Annotated in this window: 19 protein-coding genes; 12 read left to right on the plus strand and 7 right to left on the minus strand. The window is 61.3% G+C overall.

The annotated features are described in order from the left end of the window. Window positions 1-66: 66 nt before the first annotated feature. Window positions 67-315, minus strand: a complete 249-nt coding sequence (locus RHEC894_RS31825; RefSeq protein WP_010067279.1) for a pentapeptide MXKDX repeat protein — start codon at window positions 313-315, stop codon at window positions 67-69. A 186-nt stretch (window positions 316-501) separates the two neighbouring features. Here RHEC894_RS31825 and RHEC894_RS31830 point away from each other — a divergent pair, with 186 nt between their 5' ends. Both RHEC894_RS31830 and RHEC894_RS31835 read left to right on the plus strand, forming a co-directional pair. Continuing rightward, window positions 502-1050 carry a sigma-70 family RNA polymerase sigma factor gene (locus RHEC894_RS31830; RefSeq protein WP_085740666.1) on the plus strand — a complete coding sequence of 183 codons (549 nt, stop codon included), beginning with the start codon at window positions 502-504 and terminating at the stop codon, window positions 1048-1050. Beyond that, a complete protein-coding gene (locus RHEC894_RS31835; RefSeq protein ID WP_085740580.1) occupies window positions 1047-1691 on the plus strand; it encodes an NrsF family protein in 645 nt (214 codons plus the stop codon). Before RHEC894_RS31830 ends, RHEC894_RS31835 begins: the two co-directional genes overlap by 4 nt. Before the next feature lie 19 nt (window positions 1692-1710). Here RHEC894_RS31835 and RHEC894_RS31840 read toward each other — a convergent pair whose 3' ends face one another. Next, window positions 1711-3588, minus strand: a complete 1878-nt coding sequence (locus RHEC894_RS31840) for a HAMP domain-containing methyl-accepting chemotaxis protein (protein WP_085740581.1) — start codon at window positions 3586-3588, stop codon at window positions 1711-1713. A 390-nt stretch (window positions 3589-3978) separates the two neighbouring features. On the opposite strand from RHEC894_RS31840, the gene RHEC894_RS31845 reads away from it, so the two are divergent. After that, window positions 3979-4692 carry a 4'-phosphopantetheinyl transferase superfamily protein gene (locus RHEC894_RS31845; RefSeq protein WP_085740582.1) on the plus strand — a complete coding sequence of 238 codons (714 nt, stop codon included), beginning with the start codon at window positions 3979-3981 and terminating at the stop codon, window positions 4690-4692. Here the strand turns inward: RHEC894_RS31845 and RHEC894_RS31850 are convergent. From RHEC894_RS31850 to RHEC894_RS31860, 3 genes are read right to left on the minus strand one after another with little or no spacing between them, the layout of a single operon-like run. After that, complete coding sequence (locus RHEC894_RS31850) at window positions 4665-6020, minus strand: SidA/IucD/PvdA family monooxygenase (RefSeq protein WP_085740583.1); 1356 nt, start codon at window positions 6018-6020, stop codon at window positions 4665-4667. The two genes, RHEC894_RS31845 and RHEC894_RS31850, sit on opposite strands and share 28 nt — an antisense overlap. Next, window positions 6017-10009 (minus strand): non-ribosomal peptide synthetase, encoded by a 3993-nt coding sequence (locus RHEC894_RS31855; RefSeq protein ID WP_085740584.1) that lies wholly within the window; start codon window positions 10007-10009, stop codon window positions 6017-6019. The genes RHEC894_RS31850 and RHEC894_RS31855 overlap by 4 nt, the downstream gene beginning before the upstream one ends. Before the next feature lie 18 nt (window positions 10010-10027). After that, a complete protein-coding gene (locus tag RHEC894_RS31860; RefSeq protein ID WP_085740585.1) occupies window positions 10028-10246 on the minus strand; it encodes an MbtH family NRPS accessory protein in 219 nt (72 codons plus the stop codon). Window positions 10247-10440: 194 nt separating this feature from the next. Here RHEC894_RS31860 and RHEC894_RS31865 point away from each other — a divergent pair, with 194 nt between their 5' ends. The 3 genes from RHEC894_RS31865 to RHEC894_RS31875 are packed head-to-tail and all read left to right on the plus strand — an operon-like array spanning window position 10441 to window position 14043. After that, window positions 10441-11430 (plus strand): GNAT family N-acetyltransferase, encoded by a 990-nt coding sequence (locus RHEC894_RS31865; RefSeq protein WP_206427959.1) that lies wholly within the window; start codon window positions 10441-10443, stop codon window positions 11428-11430. After that, window positions 11427-12845, plus strand: coding sequence for an MATE family efflux transporter (locus tag RHEC894_RS31870; RefSeq protein WP_085740587.1), 1419 nt, complete (start codon window positions 11427-11429; stop codon window positions 12843-12845). Before RHEC894_RS31865 ends, RHEC894_RS31870 begins: the two co-directional genes overlap by 4 nt. A 10-nt stretch (window positions 12846-12855) precedes the next feature. Continuing rightward, window positions 12856-14043 (plus strand): PLP-dependent transferase, encoded by a 1188-nt coding sequence (locus RHEC894_RS31875; RefSeq protein WP_085740588.1) that lies wholly within the window; start codon window positions 12856-12858, stop codon window positions 14041-14043. Here the strand turns inward: RHEC894_RS31875 and RHEC894_RS31880 are convergent. Beyond that, window positions 13934-14590, minus strand: a complete 657-nt coding sequence (locus RHEC894_RS31880) for a sigma-70 family RNA polymerase sigma factor (protein WP_085740589.1) — start codon at window positions 14588-14590, stop codon at window positions 13934-13936. The genes RHEC894_RS31875 and RHEC894_RS31880 overlap by 110 nt on opposite strands. A gap of 164 nt (window positions 14591-14754) precedes the next feature. Between RHEC894_RS31880 and RHEC894_RS31885 the strand changes: the two genes are divergently transcribed. The 5 genes from RHEC894_RS31885 (at window position 14755) to RHEC894_RS31910 (ending at window position 19269) form a co-directional block, all read left to right on the plus strand. Continuing rightward, the gene (locus RHEC894_RS31885) at window positions 14755-15246 is read left to right on the plus strand and encodes a GNAT family N-acetyltransferase (RefSeq protein WP_010068349.1); all 492 of its coding nucleotides are present in this window, start codon (window positions 14755-14757) and stop codon (window positions 15244-15246) included. A gap of 32 nt (window positions 15247-15278) precedes the next feature. After that, window positions 15279-16112 carry an ABC transporter substrate-binding protein gene (locus tag RHEC894_RS31890; RefSeq protein ID WP_085740667.1) on the plus strand — a complete coding sequence of 278 codons (834 nt, stop codon included), beginning with the start codon at window positions 15279-15281 and terminating at the stop codon, window positions 16110-16112. After that, window positions 16109-18076 carry a Fe(3+)-hydroxamate ABC transporter permease FhuB gene (gene fhuB, locus RHEC894_RS31895; protein WP_085740590.1) on the plus strand — a complete coding sequence of 656 codons (1968 nt, stop codon included), beginning with the start codon at window positions 16109-16111 and terminating at the stop codon, window positions 18074-18076. The genes RHEC894_RS31890 and fhuB overlap by 4 nt, the downstream gene beginning before the upstream one ends. Before the next feature lie 240 nt (window positions 18077-18316). Continuing rightward, on the plus strand, window positions 18317-18592 hold the full coding sequence (locus RHEC894_RS31905; protein ID WP_010068777.1) for a hypothetical protein: 276 nt from the start codon (window positions 18317-18319) through the stop codon (window positions 18590-18592). Between the two features lie 146 nt (window positions 18593-18738). Further along, the gene (locus RHEC894_RS31910) at window positions 18739-19269 is read left to right on the plus strand and encodes a hypothetical protein (RefSeq protein WP_085740593.1); all 531 of its coding nucleotides are present in this window, start codon (window positions 18739-18741) and stop codon (window positions 19267-19269) included. A gap of 15 nt (window positions 19270-19284) precedes the next feature. Here RHEC894_RS31910 and RHEC894_RS31915 read toward each other — a convergent pair whose 3' ends face one another. Further along, a complete protein-coding gene (locus RHEC894_RS31915; RefSeq protein WP_085740594.1) occupies window positions 19285-20295 on the minus strand; it encodes an AraC family transcriptional regulator in 1011 nt (336 codons plus the stop codon). Between the two features lie 253 nt (window positions 20296-20548). Between RHEC894_RS31915 and RHEC894_RS31920 the strand changes: the two genes are divergently transcribed. After that, on the plus strand, window positions 20549-22432 hold the full coding sequence (locus tag RHEC894_RS31920) for a HAMP domain-containing methyl-accepting chemotaxis protein (protein ID WP_085740595.1): 1884 nt from the start codon (window positions 20549-20551) through the stop codon (window positions 22430-22432). Window positions 22433-22448: the final 16 nt, after the last annotated feature.

Here is a 22448-nt window from a genome sequence, read left to right on the forward strand (position 1 = left end):
CATTTCGAGCAGAGAAGACGCAGCCGCCGTGGATAAAGTTTCAGCGGCCGCGCCGATCTGAAACGCCTACTTCATCGCATCGCAGGCTTTCGTCATATCGGCCTTTTTCATCGCATCCTTTTCCATGCCGGCCTTGTGCATGCAGTCCTTCTTGGTGCCCGCCATCTTCATGGCATCCTTCGACATCGCGTCGCTGTGCATCGTGTCCTTCTTCATCGTATCGGACTTCATCGCGTCTTCAGCCGACGCCGCACCGGCGAGCGAAAGGCCGACGATGAAGGCGCAGGCTGCAAGGCTGGAAACAAGTTTGGTCATGGAACTCTCCTGGAATGGGATTGTCGTGTCCGCCGGCGGTCTGCCGACGGCTCACATCAACCCATTCGAGGCAACGACGGGATGCGTTACAGCCTCACGAGCATGTGATAGGACTGTGATACCGATATTGTTTTTGATCTTCCCTGTAACCGATTGGCTGCTTTTCCGAATGAACTCTCCGACAGCATGACAACAGCCCGTTCGGAAGAAGCCCTGAAAGCCTTGATGCTTCTTTCCCTTGACGGGGACGAGGCCGCCTATCGGCGTTTGCTGACGATTTTGCGGGCGCTGCTTGTCGGTTATTACAGCCGCCGGATGGCTGCGGCGACGAAGGCGGACATGGAAGACCTGGTCCAGGAGACATTGCTGGCACTGCATTCCCGCCGATCCACCTATGACCGAAACAGACCCTTCACGGCATGGTTCTTCTCGATCGCCCGCTACAAGCTGATCGACCATCACCGTGGCCACGGCGGACGCAGGCTGGCCGAGATCGAGCTTGGAGAGGAAATCGAAAGCGACTTCAGCGAGGACACGCTGACGGCCCGCATGGACGTCGAGCGGCTACTCGACGGCTTGACAGCGAGACAGCAGGAACTGATCCGGCAGGTAAAACTCGAGGGCCGTTCGGTCGCCGACACCGCAACCCGCACCGGCCAGTCCGAATCGGCGGTGAAAGTCGGCATCCACCGGGCGCTCAAGGCGCTCGGAGAGAGATTGCGAGGCGCATCGTGACAAAGACGGACGACATCATCGAAAGCCTGGTCAGCGACCTGAAGCCGGTGCCGCGCAATACCCTGCGGCGCCGTTTCGCGCTTGGCCTGTTGCCCACCCTCGGGCTCTCGCTGCTGCTGATGCTGGCCATTCTCGGCCTCAGGGTCGATATGCCTGAAGTACTGATGCTGCCGGTCTTCTGGATCAAATCGGCTTACAATGCACTGATTGCCGTGACGGCTCTCTTCGCCGTCGTTCGGCTTTCCCGCCCCGACGGTTCCGAAGGGCGCTTTTTCGGTTGGCTTGCAACGATCTTTGCCGCGATGACTGGAGTCGCAGCCATCCAGTTGATGATGGCTCCTGCTGGGTCTTCCCGAGTGCTGATCCTCGGCTCCTCGGCGCTCCATTGCCCTCTGCTGATCGTCGGCTTCGCATTGCCGGTCTATGCCGGCGTGGTCTGGGCGCTGCGTCGCGCAGCACCTTCGGATCTGCGGCTCACCGGCTTCGTCGCCGGCATTGCCGCGGGAGCAGCGGGCGCCTGGGTCTATTCATGGTTCTGCACCGAAAACGGCATGCCCTTCGTGCTGATCTGGTATTCCCTCGGCATCCTGCTCACCGGCGCGCTTGGCGTCTTCACCAGTCCTCGCCTGCTGCGCTGGTAGATCCTTCTCTGGTCGCGCGTCACCTTTGCATCGCGCGGCGCGCAGTGACCAACCGGATTGGTTTATTGCCTTCGAAAGCCCGCCCGCCGCGCTGCACGTCCGCCGCGCCTTTGTCGCCGTCCAATTGAAACTGATTGACCAGATCCCGCAGACGGCCTGCCTCGGAGGACAACGATGCGGCGGCAGCCGTCGACTGCTCGACCATTGCCGCATTTTGCTGGGTCGTCTGGTCCATTTGATTGATGGCGGTATTGATCTCGGCAAGCCCGGTTGACTGCTCGCGCGCCGAAGTGGCAATCGCATCCATCAGCTGGTTGATCTGTAGGACATACTCGCCGATCGACTTGAGCGACGTTCCGGTTTCGAGAACCAGTTTCACGCCATTTTGCACTTCGGTTGACGACTTTTGAATAAAGCCTTTGATTTCCTTGGCTGCTTGAGCGGCGCGCTGGGCAAGCTCACGGACTTCCTGTGCGACCACGGCAAAACCTTTGCCCGCCTCACCCGCACGGGCAGCCTCGACGCCGGCGTTCAGCGCCAAGAGGTTCGTCTGAAAGGCGATTTCATCGATTGCACCAATGATGTTCGAAATCTGCTCTGAACTGTCCTCGATACGCCGCATGGCCTGCTCGGCCTCCGCTACCACGGTTGCCGACCGCTGAGCGCTGACATTGGCTTCCACCGCTACATGGCGTGCCTCATCGGTGCGTTTGCTGGCCATCGTCACATTCGACGTGATCTCGTCCAAGGCTGCGGCCGTCTCCTCAAGAGAAGCTGCCTGTTGTTCGGTACGCTTGGAAAGGTCCTGCGCGGCAGATGCAATTTCGCCGGTGCCATTGTCTATGCTGTGTACGGTCTGCAGCACGGCACCGATCGTCGTGCCCAACTGCCGGAGCGAAGCGTTGAAGTCTTCGCGCAAGGTTTCGTATTCGGCTGCAAACTGTTCCGAGAGCTGGAAGGATATGTCGCCTGCGGCTAGCCGCCGGAGACCCCCACCCAATGTCGTGGTTGCGAAACGCAATTGTTCAGCTTCGCGTTCGGCGCGTTGCTGGGCGGCCTTGCGCGCCGCCTCACTCTCAATGCGGGAGTCGGCGGCCTCCTTCTCAAGCCTGACGACGTTAAGAGCGTTCTGACGAAAGATCTCGACCGCGTTGGCCATTTCGCCGACTTCGTCGGCGCGGCCGGCATAGGGAATATCACTGTCGAGGTCGCCATCCGACAAGCGCTTCATGGCGGACGCGGTTCTTCGGATCGGGTTGGCAATTCCTGATACGGCAAACACGATTCCCGCCACGGCAATGAGTACGGCGATTGCTGCAATTGCTGCCGTCAAGAGGAAAGCGGAATTCGCCGAAACACCGCTCGCGGCGACGAAGCCTTCGGCCTGGCTAAGAATGAAAGCAACCAGATCGGCCACCGCCTTGTTCACCAGCGCAGCTTGCGGCTCCATATTTTCCTTGAAGAACCGAACGGCTTCAGGCGTCTTCCCGCTGGTCTGGAGCGCGATCATGTGATCTGCCAGTTCGCGATATTTGCTGAGTTCCGGTTTGATCTGATTGATCAGCTCGCGCCCACGCACCGTGCGGACGCCGTTTTCATATTCGGCGACAATCTTGTCGAGCGCGATGCCTGCGGCGTCGATCTCTTGCTTTCCGGTTTTCTGCTCCTCCGCCGTGTCTTCCAGGAGATACTGAGCATAGCTCAGCTTCAGATCGAGGAAGTTGTCCTTGATCTCACGAGCCGTCACCAGCCGCTGCATCCAGAAGGTCCCGATCTGTTCGGCATTGGCCCGAAGCGTCGACATCTTGGTCAGCGAGACATAGGACAGTCCAACCATGAACAGGCTGATAATTGTCAGCTTTAAGATCAGGGCCTGCTTGATACTTGGGCGCTTCATGCGGGTCTCCTCGAAGGCTTGTTGGGACGACCGGCTTTCCGGTTGACGCAAAATCTCGCACCGGATTTAATAATTTAGTATTAACTAAACGGTGGCGCCGGTGTCGTTTTTAGAAAACTTTGCGCGGACCGACACTTCTGCGATCAATGAGAGCCATGGCACGACCATAAGTTAATGGAAAACTTGGGAAAAACAGCCACCGCGAGTGAAAATATCTCTTGGCCGAGATCGGCACCGCGCCGATCGTCGGCCGTGGAGCAGAGCCGAAAGAGGTCCTGAAATTAACTTGTGTGGCACCTGTCAGGGAACGGAACGCCACTGCCTGCCATCCGCAACGTCGGCAAGCAGCTGCGTGCTTGCCAATCGGCCCCGGGAACACATACTGGATCCATGCAGCTATCAGAAAACCAACCTGCCGGTATCGAAATCTCTCTCTGGCAGTATTCCAGGAACGAACGTGACCGAAACCGCTGGATGCAGTCGCTCTCCCCGGATGAACGGGATCGGGCGGCGACCTATCGGTTTGAACGAGATCGAGCCTCGTTCATAGCCGGCCGCTATCTCTTGCGGCGCCTGTTGAGCGCCCATACCGGGACGCTGCCGGGTGAGATCGTGTTTGTCGCAGACGAACACGGCAAGCTAAGCCTTGAGGGTCGCGATAGACTGCAATTCAGCCTGTCCAATGCCGACGGGCTGGTGGCGGTCGCGGTTGCGGCGGGCTGCGAGCGCATCGGAATAGATTGCGAGCGCGCCGACACCGAGATCGAAGAGGTGACTTTGGACACCTATTGCAGCTTGGACGAGCGACGCTGGCTCGATGAATTGCCCGCGCATCAACGCGCGCGAGCCGCCGTTGAACTTTGGACGCTCAAGGAGAGCCATCTCAAGGCGCTTGGCGTGGGCTTGCGGGAAGATCCTCGCAATGTCGCTTTTTCCCGGAAGGTCGGCGTCCCTGTCATGACCGGCGGACCCGACCGGCAATGGCATCACCGTCTGATCGAAAGCGGCAGCCAGCACGTCGTTGCGCTGGCTGTTTGCTCCCGATCAGGGCTCCCCGAGATTCATACACGCCTGTTTCAGGACGACAGCATGCCGTCCGAATAGCCGGCGCGCAACGGATGCGGCATCGCCGAAGCCTCCGTCGCCCAGACCAGTTGCGCGTTGTCGGGTTCGGCATCGAAATGCTGCCGGCCGAGAAGCGAGTTGACGATGGCGGCGCTGCGCCAGGCCATGAGGCTGAGCTGCGAGTCGGCGATGCCGTGTGAGTACCGGCCGGCATTCTGCGCGAACAGCCGGTTGGTTCTCGGCCCCGTCCACTGCATGGTGTAATCGTCGTTCAGGGTGGGATAGCCGTTTCTGTCGAGGCTTATCCTTTCGCTGAGCGCGCCGAGCGCATCGGGCAGCCGGAACCTGTAGCCGGTCGCCAGAACCACGGCATCGGCATGCAGCACTTCTATGCCGCCGTCGAAATGGTTCCGGACGATCAGCCGATAGGCATTGCCGTTCCGCTCCATCTGGATCACATCGCGGTTCGGCGACAGCGATGCGGCGAGCGTGCCCGGTTCGAGATAACGCAGCGCATAGAGGCGGCGATAGATCGAGTGGATCGTCGAAATCGACAGGCCGTCGCTCGTCAGGATCGAGTTGTTCAGGGCTGCCTGCTTCTGGTCGCCGCTGAGTTTCAGATAGGCCTGCACATATTCCGGCGAAAAGACCTGGTTCGAAAACGGCGTATCGTTGATCGGCTCGAAATTATGGCGCCGGCTGATCCAGGTCAGTTCCTTCATCGAACCGGGATCGCCAAGCAGTGCTTCCACCACCTCGCCGCCGCTCTGGCCGCCGCCGACCACGACGATGCGGGAAGCGCCGAGATCGCCGAGGCGCGATTTAGCCTCGCTGTTATGGAAGCAATCCGCACCCAGGAAGGGTTTTGCCCAGGCGGGCACGAAGGGCGAAGACCCCGTGCCGATCACCAGGTTGCGCGCTTCCTCCTGGCCGTTGTCGAAGCGCAGGATGAAGCGGTCGTCACGGTGCTCGACGTCGCGGATGTCAGTCGAAAAGCGCAAGCCCTCCACACCCTTGGCGACCCAGGCGAGGTAACGCGCGAATTCCTGCCGGGGCACGGCCTCGTAATTGGCGTTCAGGAAGGCGTAGAGCCTTTTATGGGCGACCAGATAGGAGATGAAGGACCAGCGGCTGGTCGGCAGGACCGGGGTGACGAGGTCCTTCAGGAAGGACGACTGCAGCTCGACGCCGGGCATCATCATGCCGGGATGCCAGTCGAAGGCGCCGCGCCGCTCGAAGAAGCGGCTGCGGACCTCGGGCACGGCTTCCAGCAGGCAGGCAAGGCTCAGATTGGAGGGACCGATGCCGATGCCGGCAAGATCGAGCGGCTCGTTGAGGGCGTCCCTGCGGGTAAAAGCGACGGTCATGCGAAATCCTTCTCTGTTTCCTTGAGACGCAGGGCAAGCCTTGAGTGGAAGGCGGGCGACCCGATCATGTGCAGGTGGTTGGTGCCGGTGATGATCTCGGCCGCGTGCGCGCGCGGCGACAGGCGGCGCCAATCGATCAGGTTGAGGCCGCGGTTGAGGCTGTCGTCGGCCGCCCAGGGATAGATCGGCACATCATGGGGAACGAGCCGATGCTTGCGGAAGATCAGGGCATTGTCGATCAGCACCCAGAACGTATGCTCGCGGCTGCTGATATCAGGCCCGTCTGTGGGAAGCGGGTCCTTCTCGTCGCCGACGAAGCGCAGGAACTGCTCATAGGTATCGGCGTCCATCGTCGACAGCAGCCGGTCCCATTCGGGCCGCATCGCCGTCTTTTGCAGCCATGCCTGCACGTCCCGGTGAAGCGCGTCGCGTTCGCCCGGCCGGAAGCGCGGCTTGGCGCCGATCGCAAATTCCGATCCGAGATCGCAGACATCGACCATCGCCATCATCCTGACGTCGACCTCGTTGGCAAGCGTGCGGGCCGCCTCATAGGCCAGGAGCCCGCCCCAGGACCAGCCGAGAAAAGTGCAGGGCGCGCCGCGGCTGTGCTTCCTGATATAGTCGACATAGCTCTCGATGATCTCTTCAACAGGCGCGCCGACTTCCTTCTTCTCGGACAGCGAGTGGCAAATGAAGCCGGTCGCCGGCTGGTCGGCACCGAGATAATCGACGAGCTTCACATATTCGCGGGTGCTGACGAGAAGTCCCGGGAAGCAATAGAGCCGTGGTTTGGCGCCTGATGCCCGCAGCACGATCACCTCGGAGAGATCCCGCTCCTCCCCCTGCTCCATCACGCCGGCAAAGCCGCGAATGGTCGGGTTGTTGAAGATATCGGCGACGGTGAGCGGGATCTTCGGCCGGCGCTGCCGGATCTGCGAAAGGATGCGGATTGCCCCCAGCGAATTGCCGCCGATCGCGAAGAAATTGTCCTCGACGCTGATCGCCTCCAGCTTGAGAACCTGGCGCCAGACATCCAGCACCTCTTCTTCGAGCACGGTCGCCGGCTCGACGATTTCGCGCTTGACGGGCTGAGGTGCGGGCAGCGCGAAGCGGTCGAGCTTGCTGTTCGGATTGGTCGGCATCTTTTCGAGTTCGACCACGGCCGCAGGCACCATATAAGACGGCAGGCTGCGTTCGAGGCCGGACCGAACAGTCTCGACATCAAGCCTCTCGTCCTTCTTGGGAACGACATAGGCAACCAGCGCTTTCTCGCCGGCATCGTCATCGCGCAGCACGACCAGGGCTTCGCCGACGCCGGGCTGCTGGAGCAGCGCCGCTTCGATCTCGCCGAGCTCGATGCGGTAGCCGCGCAGCTTCACCTGATGGTCGACGCGGCCGACGAATTCGACGGTTCCGTCTTCGCGCCAGCGCGTGAGGTCGCCGGAGCGATAAAGCCGGCCGCCCTCTTGCGAGAACGGATCGGGGATGAAGCGATCCGCCGTCGTATCCGGCTTGCCGAGATAGCCGCGCGCAATGCCCTCGCCGCCGATGTAAAGCTCGCCGGTCACGCCGATCGGGCACAGGTTAAGATCGGGGTCGAGCACATAGACGCGCCGGAGCCCGACGGCGCGGCCGAGCGGAGCATAGACACCCTGGAACTTGGTGCCGGCCCTCACCTTCCAGACCATCGGCGTCATGATGGTTTCGGTCGGACCGTAGCCGTTGATCAGCCATTCCGATTTCAGCGCCCGCGACAGGAGGTCGAAGGTCGATTGCGCCAGCCCTTCACCGCCGAAAGAATAGAGCCGCATCGGCGGCGCGCCGTCGGTAATGTCGGCCCATTCCGCCAGTTGCTGCAGATAGGTTGTCGGGATGCTCGCATTGTTGGCGCCGTGCTTGCGCATCGCCGTCAGCGTCTCTTCCGGGGTCCAGAGCGGCTGATCGGGAAGAATGATGCTGCCGCCTTCCATCAGCGGGTTCATCCAGCGCTCATGGCCGCCATCCGAGCTGAAGGGCAGGAACGGCAGTTCGCGAGACTCCGAACTCATGCCGTAGACACGCGAGGTATTCTGCAAATGGTGCGTCAGCGGGCCGTGCTCGACGGCCACACCCTTCGGCAATCCCGTCGATCCCGACGTGTACATGACATAGGCGAGCTGATCCTTATGCGTGGGAATATGAAGCGGCGTGTCCGGCTCGCCGTCGAGATCGAGCTTGTCGAGTTCGAGGATAATCGCATCGAGCTCCTCCGGCAGGCGATGGCGCAGCCAGCTGTGGGTCAGGACGATCTTGACGCCGCCGTCGCGCAGGATGTGGTGGTTGCGGACCGGCGGATGGTCGGGCTCGACGGGAATATAGGCGCCGCCTGCCTTCAGCGTGGCGAGGATACCGACGATCGCCTCCGGCGAACGCTTGATGAAGATCGCGACCGTGACCTCGGCGCGAACGCCGAGCTGCCGCAGCCGATGCCCGAGACGGTTGGTGCTCGCCTCCAGCCAACCATGGCTCCACTCCTCATCGCCATAGACGATCGCGGTCTTCTCAGGCGTCCGGCGCGAGTGGACCGATATCAACTCGTGAACCGGCCGGTCATCGTTGATGACATCGTCCTCATAAGGCGCCGACAACCAGTCGAGCTCGTCACTGCCGACCAGTTCGATATCCCTAATCCGGAGATCCGGTTGGGCGACGATCTGTTCGAGCACCAGGCCGAAATGCCTGGCGACACGGGCGATCAGGGCGCCGTCATAGAGATCCTGAGCATAGTCGATCAGCCCGAATGCGCCGCCCTGCAGACACGCCTCGACCACCAGGGAAAGTTCGCTGTCGGCACGCGCGCCTGACGGTTCCAGATTCGTCGCATCTCTCGCGACCGGATAGGGTTCGCGGAATTCGAACAGCGCCTTGACCACGGCTTCCTGGGCGGCCGCTTCGTCGACGACCAGTTCCTGCGTGATGCGCTCCAGCGGCACGAGGCGGGCAAGCCCCTCCTCCGTCACCGAGGAGATCGCCGCGACGACATCGTCGAGGGAATGCCGGGAGGCGAGCGGCAGGACGAGCGGAAGCACCTGTTCGGCGCGGCCGCGGGTGGCGAAATGCTCCGTGCGGGGACGCGCGGCCAGCAGCCCGGTCAGCAAAGCATAGTTGCCGCTGTAGCGCGCCAGCAGTGCGCAGAAGGCGGCGTGCAGCACACGCTCGACCTGAAATCCCTTATTCCCCGCATGCCGTTCCAGCCTGTCCCACAGCGCGGGCTCGATCGCGAAGCGATGCTCAGCGCGCGCCACGCCGGCAAGCCCGCCGCTGTTGAAGCGGGTGGGGAAGGTTGTGGCCGCATAGTCGAGACCGATCGTGTCGCGCCAATAGACCAGCGCTTCGCGTGCCGCATCCGTCTCCAGCCATTCTTCCTCCCGCGTCCCGGCCGAAATTTCCGCCGGGCGCATGTCGCCGGCCGGCGCGCCATCGAGAATGCGCGCCAGCGAAGCGGCAAGAACGGATTTTTCCCGATCGTCTGAAATGATCGGATGCAGCACGATTGTCAGCAGCGACTGTCCATCGGCAAGCCGGATGATCTGGATTCGCGCTCCCGGCCCGTCCAGAAGATCGAAGCGCCCGTCGCGGAAAGCTTTCCGCGCGGCCAAGGCTTCGGCCTGCGAAAGAGCGGCTCCCTGTTGTCCGAGGATTTCGATCGGCACGGCGTTCGATGCGCCGCGATATTGCTCGATGCGGCCGCCCGCCAGCCGGCGGAAGCGGGTGGCAAGCGACGGGTTCTCAGCCACGAGCGCGCGGCAGGCGCCGCCAATCGTCTCGATGTCGATCCCGGCACCCAGCCGCAGCCCGATGACTTGGTCGGGAAAAACCGTGTAATTGCCGATCTGCTCCAGCGACCAGATGCGTTTCTGCGCGATCGTCAGCGGAAAGCTTTCGACGATTGTGTCCATTGCCGCATCGGTCGGGCGGGCATCGGCGAAATTGGTAATCTGCTTGTTCATCTTGCCATCCAGACGTTGTCAGAGACGCGCATCGGCTGCCATGGCCGAGCGCAGGGAGAGCGGGCGCGGATCGGCCCAGACGTCACGGATATGGGCGAGGCATTCCTGGCGCGAACCGGCAAAACCCGCCGCCTGCCAGCTCACCGGAATCCGCTTGTCCTGCGGCCAGACCGAGTAGTGATGCTCGGTGTCGTGGACGACGATCCAGAGATCGTCGCGGGGCTCAAGATTGTCCATTCGAAGCTCCTGCAGAGATTGACGTCATGCGCAAATGACGGATCCCCCCTGCTGGAGTTTAGAAAATTGCTGAGAATTTTTTTCTTCGCCTGCCCCTAAATCCGCCTTGGGATGGATCGTCATTCTACCAAATCGGCGCAGGAGCGGGCTTCATGCTCGCAGCATCAAAAGCCCTGCCGATCAAGGAGAACATCATGGATTTCGACGCCGCCAAACAAAGGCGGGTTCTGCAGGCGCGCAGCTATGTCAGGCTTGCCCCCAATATCGTCCATCTCAACACCGCACACGGCAATCACGAAGTCGCCCTCGAAGTCGAAGCCGGCGTCGCCTCGCTGACCTTCTACGAGGGAAATCCCGTGCAATCGGCGGAGCTTCTCATGGCGGCCGCCGAAGCGGTGACGGCGCAAGACCGCTCGATCAAATCGGTCGCTTTCGAAGGCCATCAGGCTGGCCTTCCCCGGCACATTTCAGGCACCGATGGACGGCTCGATTCCGCCATCCTCTGGCAATGGCCCTCGCTGTGGCTGCCGCAGATGTCCTATCCGCTGCCGCCCGTGCAGGAGATGACGGCAGGCCGCTATCATCCGCGCCGGCCGGCAAAGCCGAAGGGCACGATCTATCAGCGCTTCATCCCGTGGCTGGAGCGGGATATCAGCTTCAGGTTGGCCGATCCCGAGACCGATCTTGCCGCCTTCCATCGCTGGATGAACGACGAGCAGGTCAACACGATCTGGGAGGATGCAGGCTCGATCGACAAGCACCGGGAGATCCTGGAGGAAAGGATCGCCGATCCGCATGTCCTGCCGCTGATCGGCAGTTTCGCCGACATTCCCTTCGGCTATTTCGAGGTCTACTGGGCCAAGGAGAACCGGCTCGGTCCCTATTACGATGCCGACGATTACGATCGTGGATGGCATGTGGCGATCGGCGAGCCGGATTATCGCGGCAAGAAATGGATCAGCGCCTGGCTTCCCTCGCTGATGCATTTCATCTTCCTCGACGATCCGCGTACGAGGCGCATCGTCGGCGAACCGCGCGCCAGCCACGAGCAGCAGATCCGCAATCTCGACCGCTCGGGCTTTGCCAAGGTCAAGCATTTCGATTTTCCGCACAAGCGGGCGCTGCTGGTGATGCTGACCCGCGAGCGCTTCTTCGGCGATCATCTCTGGGTCCCCGCATCATGAACGACATGAGCGAGATGAGCGGCAGCCTGCGGAAACGCCGGCTTGCCCCGGAAGATCTTGCCAGCCCGCAGCTTTTCCGGCTGCTGCTGCGCCTCGGCCTGCCCGCCATGTTCGGCCTGTCGATCAATGCCGCGCATCACACGATCAACATGATCTTCGTCGGCATGATCGGCGAAGACCAGATTGCCGCGATCATGATCGTGCTGCCGATCCTCATGCTCGTCGCCGCCTTCGGCGAAGGCATCGGCGTCGGCGTGGCGACCGAAGTCGGGCGGGCGCTCGGCGCCGGAAACCGGTCGCGGGCGAGCACGCTGGCCTCGGTCAGCCTTGCAGCCGGGGTCCTCTTCGGCGCGGCGAGCGCGATCGCCATCGTCGTATTCCCATCTTTCCTGCTGGTCGGCGCGACACCCGCGATCGAGCCGCTTGCGCAGCATTATCTCCTCATCATCGCGGTCTCGATCCCGCTGACGATGGCGCAGATCATTCTCGATTTCCTGGCGATCGCCGAAGGTAATGCCCGCTTCAGCATGTGGACGCTGGTCGCCTGCTTCGCCCTGAACATCGTCCTCGATCCGATCATGATCTTCGGCTTCGGCCTCGGTCTGCAAGGGGTGGCGATCGCAACCATCCTGTCCCAGATCGTGGCGCTCTCAATCTACGGCGCCTATCATGCCAGACGCCTCGGGACGATCCGGCTGACGTTCGGCTGGCGGCTCGGCGACCTCAGGCATCTCAGGCCGGTCCTTGCCGTGGGCGCACCGACGACGCTGACGAGCCTTGCGACGGCCGGCGCAATCGCGGCCATGCTGTCGGTCGCCGGCACCTATCATGGCGAGGACGGCATTGCCGGAGTCGGCATCGCCTTGCGGCTGCTTGCTGTCGGCGCACTCCCGGTCATCGGCATCTCGCTCGGCGCCCAGTCCATCCTGAGCTTTGCCTGGGGCCGAGGGGATATATCACGGGTGCTGTCGGCTGCCCGCATCCTGACGGCCGTGACGAGCGCCGTCGGCGGCGCCCATGGTCTGGCGGCGATCGTCTTTTCCGAACAGCTCGCTTCGTTCTTCACCGGGGATCAGGCAGTGATTTCGATCGCGGGGCAAGCGATCGTCGCGACCCATCTTCCCTTTCTGCTGTTCGGCCTGCGGCAAACATTGCTGGTCCTCTTCCAGGCGCAGGGCAGGTCGAAAGCAGCACTGGCCGTCGGCTTGGCGCAGAATGGTTATCTGCTCTTTCCGCTGCTTGCGCTCCTGCCGCCTTTCTTCGGTTTTTCGGGCCTGCTCGGAGCAATGTTCCTTGCCTCTGCCCTGACCGGCCTGCTGTCGGCCGTCTGCCTGGCGAGGACACTCAGCGCACTCCGGCAGCGTTCGGCCGGCCATCCGGCCTCCATCCGTCCCTATCCCAGCTTTTGTCCATGAGAGGATGACCATGAACCAGTCGATCAACCCGCACCACCTTGGCGCCCATGCGATCGCCGACGATCTCTTTACGCCCGTCGATCCGGCGGCATTCAACGCCGTCTCACCGCCAATCTTCCAGACGTCGCTCTTTACCTACGACAGTTACGAGGCGATGGAGGATGTCTTCGCCGGCCGGGCGCGCAACTACATCTATTCGCGCGGCGACAATCCGACCGTCCGCGAATTCGAACTGCTGGTCGCGCGCCTCGAAGGCGCGGAGGATGGGCGCGCCTTTTCGAGCGGAACGGCCGCCATTACCGCGACCATTCTCAGCCTCGTGGAAGCGGGCGACCGGGTCGTTGCCGTGCGCCACCTCTATAATGATGTCTACCGCCTGCTGGTGAAGCTGCTCGGCAGGCTCGGCGTCACGGTGGATTTCGTCGATCCCTCCGACCATGACGAGGTGCGCAAGGCGCTGCCGGGCGCCAAGCTGCTCTATCTCGAAAACCCCTCCTCCTTCGTCTTCGAGCTGCAGGACATCGTGGCGCTGTCGGCCATGGCGAAGGAGGCCGGCGTCACCACGATCATCGACAATTCCTGGGCGACGCCGCTCTTCCAGAAGCCGATCCAGCACGGCGTCGATATCGTCATTCACGCCGCCTCGAAATATCTCGGCGGCCACAGCGATACCGTCGCCGGCGTCGTCGTCGGCACAAAGGAAGCGATCGCCAGGATCAACTCGACCTCCTATCCCTATGTCGGCGCCAAGCTCTCGCCGTTCGAGGCCTGGCTCCTGCTGCGCGGCATGCGCACACTGCGTGTCCGCCTCAAGGAGCATGAGCGCAGCGGACTGCTGCTCGCCGAACGGCTGAAGCAGCATCCCGACATCGCCCACGTCCGCCACCCGGCCTTTCAGGATCATCCCGGCCGGGCGACGCTGTCGGGTTATGCCGGGCTCTTCGCTTTCGACCTCACGCCCGATATCGACGTCGCGCGCTTCGTCAACGGGCTTCGCGAAATCCGTCTCGGGGTCAGCTGGGGCGGACCGGAAACGCTCGTCGTCCCCGCCAAGGTGGCGCTGCAGATTCCCGACCGGATGACCACTTTCATCCGGTTCGGCGTGAGCGAACAGACAATTCGTTTCGCCGTTGGGCTGGAAGAGCCGGAACTGCTGTGGAGCGACCTGCAGCAGGCGCTGCACGCCGCGCGGCGGTAGTATCCCGCCGATGTTCATGATCGGGGCCGGCGGGTTCGGTGATCGCCGAATGGCAATGCTGCTCCGCCGCCTTGATCATGAAATTGACGAGCGTCCTCGAGACGCCGAGTTCGGCCGCAATATCCTTCTGCGGCACGCCGTTGAGGCGGTGGCGGATGAAGGCATCATTGGTACGCTTCGGCAGTGCTTCCAGCGAAGCGAGCACGTCACGCAGGGTCTCGGCTGCCACGAGCTGATCGAGCACTGTCGGGATCGGCGCCGTGATCTCCTGCACCTGGTCTATCGACCTATAGTTGTTCATCCGCTGGCGCCGGCGGCGGCTCTCGTCAAGCGCGAGGTTATAGACCATCCGGAATGCGTAACCGATGGGGCAACGAATGCCTTCGACATTCACCCCGTAAGCTTTGATAACGCCATCCTGAAATATATCCTCGGAATATGATCTTGATTTGACAACGCTTTCGATCGTTTTGAGGAGTTTCTCCTTGTTTTCGATCATAGCGTTGACCACGGCATTTCCGTTCACATCACGATGCGATGCTCGCATAGTCCTGTACCCTTTTTACAAATGGAAAATCAGGCTCTGTCGTTGCTGGTCGGTTCGGTCTTGACGCTCCTTTTTTGAGCGGAAGTGCACGATTTGATTGCAGTGTCTATTTTAAGATGATAACAAGAGTCAAGTTTAAATCGACCGCGTGAAGGCGAGAAAAAATGGGAAGAACAGTCGAGATCCTGACAGGCAAGGCGGAGCTCTGCCGCTCGATCATGGGGGCATTGCCCGACTGGTTTTCAGAACCGGAGGTCATCGAAGCTAGTGCCGCGGCGGTCGAGGATCTACCGGTGTTCGGCTACGTTGAAGCGGATGTCGTGACGGCATTGATGGCCTTGAAGCCGCATCTGCCCGGGGCCGTCGAAATCGCACTGATTGCGACACGCCCCGAATATCACGGTCGCGGTGCCGGACGCCATCTCCTCGACGAGGCCGAACGCTTCGGCCATCAATCGGGCGCCCGGCTGCTGACGGTCAAGACGCTCGCCCCGCGCGGCCTCGACGAACCGCAATTCGAGGCGACGCGGCGGTTTTATGATCGCAACGGCTTCGTCAGGGCAGAGGTCTTTGCGACGCTCTGGCACGAGGATCATCCGTGTCTGTTCATGGTCAAGCCGCTCGCTGCGGTCCAGGCAGGTGAGTCTGCATTTTGAGACGACGAGACTTTCTGCTTGGCGCCTTGGCCTTGACCGGCGCACCCGCCATCGCGAACGCCGGCGACGGCGGGGTGGTTTCGCTCGACTATGGGCTGGCGTCGACGATGCTTGCGCTCGGCGAGATACCGCGCGCGGTCGTCTCCTTGAGAAACTGGGCGGAATGGGTCGTCGAGCCGGCGATGCCGCCTGATGTTGTCGATCTCGGCACCACGTCGGAGATCAACCTCGAAGTGCTCACCAGCATCCGACCGTCGCTCATTCTCAGCACCCCTTTCCTTGCCGCACTGGATGAAAAGCTGGCGCGGATCGCGCCGGTGGAAAGGTTCACCATCTATGCCGAGCACGCAGAGGCGCTCGACTGTTCCTACGCCGAAACGCTGCGGCTCGGAACGATGATCGGGCGGCCAAAGGAAACAAAGGCATTTCTGTCCCATGCCGACGCCGCATTCGATCGGTTGCGGGAGCGGACAAAGAGCCTGTCTGCGCCTCCGGTTGCCGTCATCAACTTCATCGACAGCAGGCATGCGCGCATCTATGGCGGCCCCGGGCTTTTCGGCGGCGCCATGAAGCGCATCGGCATCGAGAATGCCTGGAAGGGCGAGACCAGCTACTGGGGATTTCAAACGATCGGCCTGGAACAGCTCGCCGAACTCGACGAAGAAGCGCATCTGATCGTCGTTTCGCCGCTGCTTCCGCCTGACGTCCTCACGCAGCTTTCCGACAGCCCGCTCTGGACCAGCCTTCCCTTCGTCAGACAGCGGCGGATCTCCGTCATTCCTGGCGTCCTGATGTTCGGAATGGTCGAGGAGGCGCTGCGATTTTCGACCCTCGTAGTAGATACCCTGGAGACTGCCGCCCGATGAAGGCTGGATTTTCTTACTTCGGGGCGCCCGCACTTGCGGCGCTGCTGCTCTTTTCCGGATTGGGCCTTGCCCTATTGGAGGTGTTGCCGGCGCTGCCTCACCTTGAGGCTGCGACCGGCGACTATGATGCCGAGCGCCTTCTCCTCGTCTATTCGACGCTTCCGCGCATGGCGACGGCGCTGATAGCAGGCGCTGCCCTCGCGCTCTCCGGCACGATCCTGCAACAGGTGCTGCGCAATCCGCTAGCCTCGCCGACGACGCTCGGCGTCTCGGCCGGTGCCAATCTGGCGCTGGTTTCGGTCATGCTCGCCTTCCCCTCGCTGACCGGATGGGGCCGGGACGCGGTCGCGCTCGGCGGAAGTGCGGCGGCTGCCATCGCCATCTTTTCGATCAGCGCCCGGCACGGCTTCTCGCCCTTTTCCCTCATCCTGTCGGGCATGATCGTCGGCCTCTGGTGCGGGGCGGCGGCAGCCATCCTGGTGCTGATGAACGATCAATATCTCTCGGGGATTTTCATCTGGGGCGCCGGGTCGCTGTCACAACAAAGCTGGGCGATCCCGATGTCGCTGCTGCCGAAGGTGGCGCTGCTCTGCGGGCTTGCGTTTCTCGCCACGAGACCGCTCGCTCTCAGCCAACTCGGCGATGCCGGCGCAACGAGCCTCGGCCTGCCGGTCAAATGGGCGCGGAGTTTCATCCTGGCGATTGCCATCGCCCTCTGCGCCCTTGTCACCAGCGCCGTTGGCGTCATCGGGTTCATCGGGCTGGTCGCCCCGCAGATCGTTCGGCTCGCTGGTGCAAGGCGGATCATCAGCCAGTTGATCTGGTCGCCGATATCAGGCGCCGGTCTTCTCCTGCTGACGGATCAGACGATCAAGCTTCTTGCACCCGGCGATTTCGTGCCGACGGGGGCGGTGACCGCGCTGCTCGGCGGTCCGATCCTGATCGCTCTTCTGCCACGTCTCGCCACAGTCTCGCGCACGCTGCCGGCTACTGCATTGCCACGGCCTGCGATCGGCAGCAGAACGACATCATTCGCCATCCTGCTCGCCTGCGTCATCGCATTGGCGATCGCCGCGATCTTTTTCGGCCGCGCGCCCGACGGAGCCTGGGCGTGGTTGCCGGCCGCCGCATGGAATGAAATCCTTCCCCTTCGGCTGCCCCGGGTCGCCGCTGCATTCGGCGCCGGAACCGTGCTCGGTGTGACGGGGCTGATTTTACAACGGCTGACCGGAAACGAAATGGCGAGCCCGGAAGTGCTCGGGGTCTCGGCAGGAGCAACGCTCGGCGTTGCGGCCGCCATGTTTACCTTTGCCGCACCGGGACTGCCGCTCCAGCTTACCTTTGCCGGCGGCGGCGCCCTTATCGTGCTGACGCTGATCTTCCTCTTGAGCGCCCGCTCCGGCTTCGGCCCGAACCGCGTGCTGCTTGCCGGCATCGCCTTCGGCGCGATCCTCGACGCCGGAATCGGCGTCCTTGCCGCGAGCGGCGACCCGCGCGGCCTGGCGCTGATCCGCTGGATGGCGGGCTCGACCTATTTCGTCGACAACACCGTGGCGGCAACCGCCTTGCTGATTGCGCTCGCCTGCCTCATCGCCGCCTTTCTCGCCAGCCGCTGGCTTGCCCTGCTGCAACTTGGAACCGAAACGGCAAGCGAACTCGGCCTCAGGATCGTTCCCGCACGCGCGGTCTTGTTCGGGCTCTCCGCGATCATGACGGCAGCAGCGACGCTCGTCGTCGGCCCCTTAAGCTTTATCGGATTGATGGCACCGCACCTTGCCCAGGGGCTCGGTCTTCGCCGGCCCTCCACCCAGCTCCTCGCCGCCGCCCTCATCGGGGCGGTCCTGCTCGTCATCGCCGACTGGGGGGGACGTATGGTCGCTTTTCCCTATCAGGTGCCGGCCGGCTTGATCTCGGCTCTGGTCGGAGCCCCGATGCTGCTGATCGTTCTGCGTCGGCGGAGGTGAGGGGCGGCCGGAGCAAGCTCGACCTGTCACCGCCAGTCTCATTTTCTGCGTCGTTCAACAATCCGCAGAAATACGCAAAACAGTATCCGATCTGCGAAGTCATCTGCTCGGGCCGCTTGTTCTTCATCCAACCTAAAGCATAGCTCCATCAATGCAGAGGCAGGCCCTGCACGAGGCGTGGCCACCCAGATGATCAGGCACGCTTGCAGTTCATCTGCCACCAATTTCATAGGAAGCTCCATGAGCAACATAATCACGTTCCCCGAGAAGCAAGCAAATCCATCAGGCCACGCAAAAGCGCCCGGTTCGCCGGAAGAGCAATTGGAAGAAGCCCGGGCAAATATCACAGCGGTGATGGATGAACTGGTCGCCATGTTCGAGAAGTTGACATGGCTCGCCCATGCAGCGCGAACAGAATCCTATACGGCATCCGCCGCAGCCCAGGAGAGCCAATGCACGGATCGGCAGGGTGAAGTGCTGGACGGACATCGAGCCAGGCCGTTGATCGTAACCTAGCTCGCGCCTGCCAAAGCGGCAGGAAACGCCGGTTCGCGCGAACGTCAATATGAGAAGTCAACATCACTGTGCGGTTCCAAGACATGCCAATCAGGTACGATTTTGCCGCAGTCCGGCTATCGTGGGCTTCATAGGAGATCGGCCCAGTGATTGACCAGGACACGAGCGCCAATATGCTTGAAGTATTGGAAACTGAAGGGCTCCGGACGGACGGAGAAGCCGGTCGATTCCGCTTGGAACTCGATGCCGCTGCTAGCGCTGCTGCCCACGGAGATTTCTCGCGACGAATGCCGCAGAACTTTCAAGATCCCGAGTTCAATCGAAGTGCCGAAACTTTCAACGAGCTACTCGCCGTCCTGCAAGAAAGCTATTCCGAGATCAGCCGGATCGTCTCGGCGCTCGCGGACGGCAATCTTGCCGTGCGCGTAGAAAAAAGAAGCTGCGGACGGTTCGAGCAGATTTACAGGAAATTCGACCTGACTTTAGCCACGCTCCGGAAAGTGTTGGGTGAAAGCGGATCAATGCGTTTTGCCGAGGTGGCGACTAATTTTACCCGGATGACTGCGACGTTCATGACAGAAAGGAGCGACTTGGATATCAAGATTGCGAACGACGAGTCGAAACCGCTGGCATCACCTGCCCGAGCATTGTGGGATAGGCTTTTTCGCGCCTTCTGACATTGGCTGCTCTCGCTAGCAGGCCGAGCTTAAGGCTCGGGAGCGCAGCCGCGTTTGGGACGGTTTTTCTCCGTAAGTCGACGCGTAGACGGCCGAAAAGCGCCCGAAGTGGAAGAAGCCCCATTTCAGGCAAATAGCTTTGATGCTCTCATCGTTTGTGGGATTGAGAAGATCTCGTCGAGCTGCCTGCAGGCGCAAGGCAAGCAGGTATCCTGCCGGGGTTATGTATTTGAACATGCGAAAGCCGGTTTCGAGGGCTCGGGTTGAAACTCCGGCGAATTCGGCCACAAGCGGCATGGTGATCGGCTGATCGATATGCTCATGCATGAATTCGATCGCCCGTCGAACATGACGCGGTGCGATCATATGCACTTTCTTGCCAAGAAACGGCGTTAGGCGGTGCGGTACCTGGCGAACCACGAGATCAGCCATCGCCTGGGTGAGATTCGCCATCGCAATTGGAGAGCTCATCAAGGGACCAGCCTCACTCATACCATCGATGATCGTCTCGGCGAGTCTTTGTATCGTCGCGCCGCACGCGGTCGTCCCGTCCAATTCGAAGAGAAATTCCAGCGACCCATCCAACGGTTTTTCGAAAATTTGCGCCACGGTTTGACGAATGACGGACCAGTCGATCAACAGTTCATCGATCAGACTGTTCTGACCGTACATCGCTACCTCGCCGGCTTCGTAATTGGTGTAGAGAAGAAGCCTGCTTGAGGAAGCCTGACCGCAGCGCGAGCCGCGAGTGATACCCATGCCACCACTGCGCGGAACGATAATGCACAAATATTGAGCCGTTTCCGAAATCGGCTCGACCCGAAATGTGAATTGATCCTGGTGGGAGCCCCGCACCAGAATTGTCCTTTCGGTCACCGCAAGATCGATCCCCCAGCTGAATTCTCTGCTGCTCCCCGCCGGCTCGGCGGAAAATGTGCCGAATGCGCTGCCAAGGGTTTCGATCATGTTATCGAATGAGGCGCCACGATACCGACAGGTGAATGGCAAGCTCTGATCATCCTCCATTAACTCCTCCCTGATCGGCCAACTCCCCACGCCGCCGCCGACAACGTCACCGCTGAACTGAATACAACATGTTTTGCTTGGCTAATACGGAAGAGGCTCACCGCAACTATCCCCAACGCGAACGCCTATCCACATTCCGAATGCGGAAAGAGCGGCAGAACCGAGGAAGCCGCATGATTAATAAAAATTTACGGATCCCGATGCTCCCGTTCTCGCACGAGGCTATCTCGGCAAGACTAAGGAGCAGCACATCATGCGAATAACCCTCAAATTTACTTTGTTCGGACTTTTTGGAACTCTGGTCGCCATTTCACTTGGACAAGGTATTCTGGGGTTGCGATCCCTATCCACGATCAAGACCGCCAGCCGGTCGATCGCCCTCGATACGGTTCCCTCCATGTTGACGCTCAGCCAACTCAACGTCGACTACGGCGATATGCGCGTTGCACATCTCGGTTATGTCCTCGCCCGCGACACAACGCGGCAGGAGATTCTTTCCGATTTGAGCAATACCACCGGGCAGATCAGCAAAGACCTGCAGGACTATCAGCCAGCCATCACGAGCGACGCCGAGCGGGCCATCTACCAGAACTTTGTAAGCGCAGACGCGGCCTATCAGCAGATATGGCAGCGAGCCAAGACGCTCGCAGATACCGGCAAGCCTGACGATGCGATGACGCTGCTGCTCGGCGAGGGCAGAACGAGTTATGACGCAGCCGGCGACCTGATCCAGAAGGACGTCGACATAAATGTAGCCGACAACAACAACAACCTGACTACGGCCGACGCCGCTGTCGAGTTCAGCGTCACCTCGGCCATCGTTGCCCTTGCGATCGCATTCGCAGCAGGTATGGCCGCGATCATCCTCAGCCATCTGCGTGTTATCGCGCCTCTATCCCAGATGTCCACTTATATGAACACATTGCGGGGTGGGGATACGGCGCGCGAGGTCCCCGGACGCGAGCGTAGCGACGAAATAGGCGAAATGGCTGTCGCTGTGGAAAAGTTCCGCCAGGCCCTCATCGCCAACAGCCAGTTGGAAGCCGAAACGGAACAGGCTCGGGCGCAAGCCGAGAAAGATCGCATTACCGCTCAGCAGCAGGCCGAAGCCGAGGCGGCTGAAAGGCTGCGTATAGCAACTTCGGGCCTGGCGATAGGACTGAAGCGCCTTGCATCCGGGGATCTGGCATTTCAGCTGGACGGCGCTTTTGCCGCCGATTTCGAAGCTCTGCGTCACGACTTCAACAGTTCGGTTCAACAACTGGCCGCCACTCTCTCGGCAATCTCAACGGCTACCGTGACCATCGACGGCGGTACGCGCGAAATCAGCCAGGGAGCCAACGATCTTTCAACGCGAACGGAACAGCAGGCTGCTTCGCTCGAGCAAACTGCTGCGGCACTCGACGAGATCACCACCAATGTCGTCAATTCGTCGAACCGCGCCGAGGAAGCGCGAGTGGTGGCGAACCAGGCGAATGCCAGTGCGCTGCGGTCCGGAGAGGTCGTTGCAAGAGCAGTCAACGCCATGAGCCGGATCGAAGAGTCTTCGAACCAAATCTCCAACATCATCGGAGTGATCGATGAAATCGCCTTCCAGACAAATCTCCTGGCACTGAATGCCGGAGTGGAAGCCGCGCGGGCGGGTGAGGCAGGCAAAGGCTTCGCCGTTGTGGCACAGGAAGTGCGGGAGCTTGCGCAGAGATCGGCAACGGCTGCGAAGGAAATCAAAGCGCTGATCCGAACCTCCAATGCCGAGGTCAGTGATGGGGTCAAGCTGGTCAGCGAGACCGGCGAGGTTCTCAAAACGATCGAAATAGATGTCGCCACGATCAACGATCACATCGAGGCTATTGCGACTTCTGCACGAGAGCAATCCGTAGGCCTGAGTGAAGTCAATGTCGCAGTCAACCAGATGGACCAAGTCACTCAGAAGAACGCCGCCATGGTCGAGGAAACGACTGCCGCCAGCACATCTCTGGCAAACGAGGCCAAGATGCTCACTCAGTTGGTCGAGCGTTTCAAACTGAGTGGTGATCGGCAGGATCCGCGACGTGAGCCCGTCGCGCCATCTTCATCGGCAGTGCAGACGCTCGGCAACAGAGTGGCTGCCGCCTTCGGCCGCGGGTACGCGGCATAAGCGCTCAATGGGGCGG

Source organism: Rhizobium sp. CIAT894 (assembly GCF_000172795.2).
Classification (GTDB): domain Bacteria; phylum Pseudomonadota; class Alphaproteobacteria; order Rhizobiales; family Rhizobiaceae; genus Rhizobium.

Excerpts from the sequence above, each read along its gene's own strand:
- RHEC894_RS31825 (WP_010067279.1), bottom strand. The coding sequence starts at position 315 with ATGACCAAACTTGTTTCCAGCCTTGCAGCCTGCGCCTTCATCGTCGGC.
- RHEC894_RS31830 (WP_085740666.1), top strand. The coding sequence starts at position 502 with ATGACAACAGCCCGTTCGGAAGAAGCCCTGAAAGCCTTGATGCTTCTT.
- RHEC894_RS31840 (WP_085740581.1), bottom strand. The coding sequence starts at position 3,588 with ATGAAGCGCCCAAGTATCAAGCAGGCCCTGATCTTAAAGCTGACAATT.
- RHEC894_RS31845 (WP_085740582.1), top strand. The coding sequence starts at position 3,979 with ATGCAGCTATCAGAAAACCAACCTGCCGGTATCGAAATCTCTCTCTGG.
- RHEC894_RS31850 (WP_085740583.1), bottom strand. The coding sequence starts at position 6,020 with ATGACCGTCGCTTTTACCCGCAGGGACGCCCTCAACGAGCCGCTCGAT.
- RHEC894_RS31855 (WP_085740584.1), bottom strand. The coding sequence starts at position 10,009 with ATGAACAAGCAGATTACCAATTTCGCCGATGCCCGCCCGACCGATGCG.
- RHEC894_RS31860 (WP_085740585.1), bottom strand. The coding sequence starts at position 10,246 with ATGGACAATCTTGAGCCCCGCGACGATCTCTGGATCGTCGTCCACGAC.
- RHEC894_RS31865 (WP_206427959.1), top strand. The coding sequence starts at position 10,441 with ATGGATTTCGACGCCGCCAAACAAAGGCGGGTTCTGCAGGCGCGCAGC.
- RHEC894_RS31870 (WP_085740587.1), top strand. The coding sequence starts at position 11,427 with ATGAACGACATGAGCGAGATGAGCGGCAGCCTGCGGAAACGCCGGCTT.
- RHEC894_RS31875 (WP_085740588.1), top strand. The coding sequence starts at position 12,856 with ATGAACCAGTCGATCAACCCGCACCACCTTGGCGCCCATGCGATCGCC.
- RHEC894_RS31880 (WP_085740589.1), bottom strand. The coding sequence starts at position 14,590 with ATGCGAGCATCGCATCGTGATGTGAACGGAAATGCCGTGGTCAACGCT.
- RHEC894_RS31885 (WP_010068349.1), top strand. The coding sequence starts at position 14,755 with ATGGGAAGAACAGTCGAGATCCTGACAGGCAAGGCGGAGCTCTGCCGC.
- fhuB (WP_085740590.1), top strand. The coding sequence starts at position 16,109 with ATGAAGGCTGGATTTTCTTACTTCGGGGCGCCCGCACTTGCGGCGCTG.
- RHEC894_RS31905 (WP_010068777.1), top strand. The coding sequence starts at position 18,317 with ATGAGCAACATAATCACGTTCCCCGAGAAGCAAGCAAATCCATCAGGC.
- RHEC894_RS31915 (WP_085740594.1), bottom strand. The coding sequence starts at position 20,295 with ATGGAGGATGATCAGAGCTTGCCATTCACCTGTCGGTATCGTGGCGCC.
- RHEC894_RS31920 (WP_085740595.1), top strand. The coding sequence starts at position 20,549 with ATGCGAATAACCCTCAAATTTACTTTGTTCGGACTTTTTGGAACTCTG.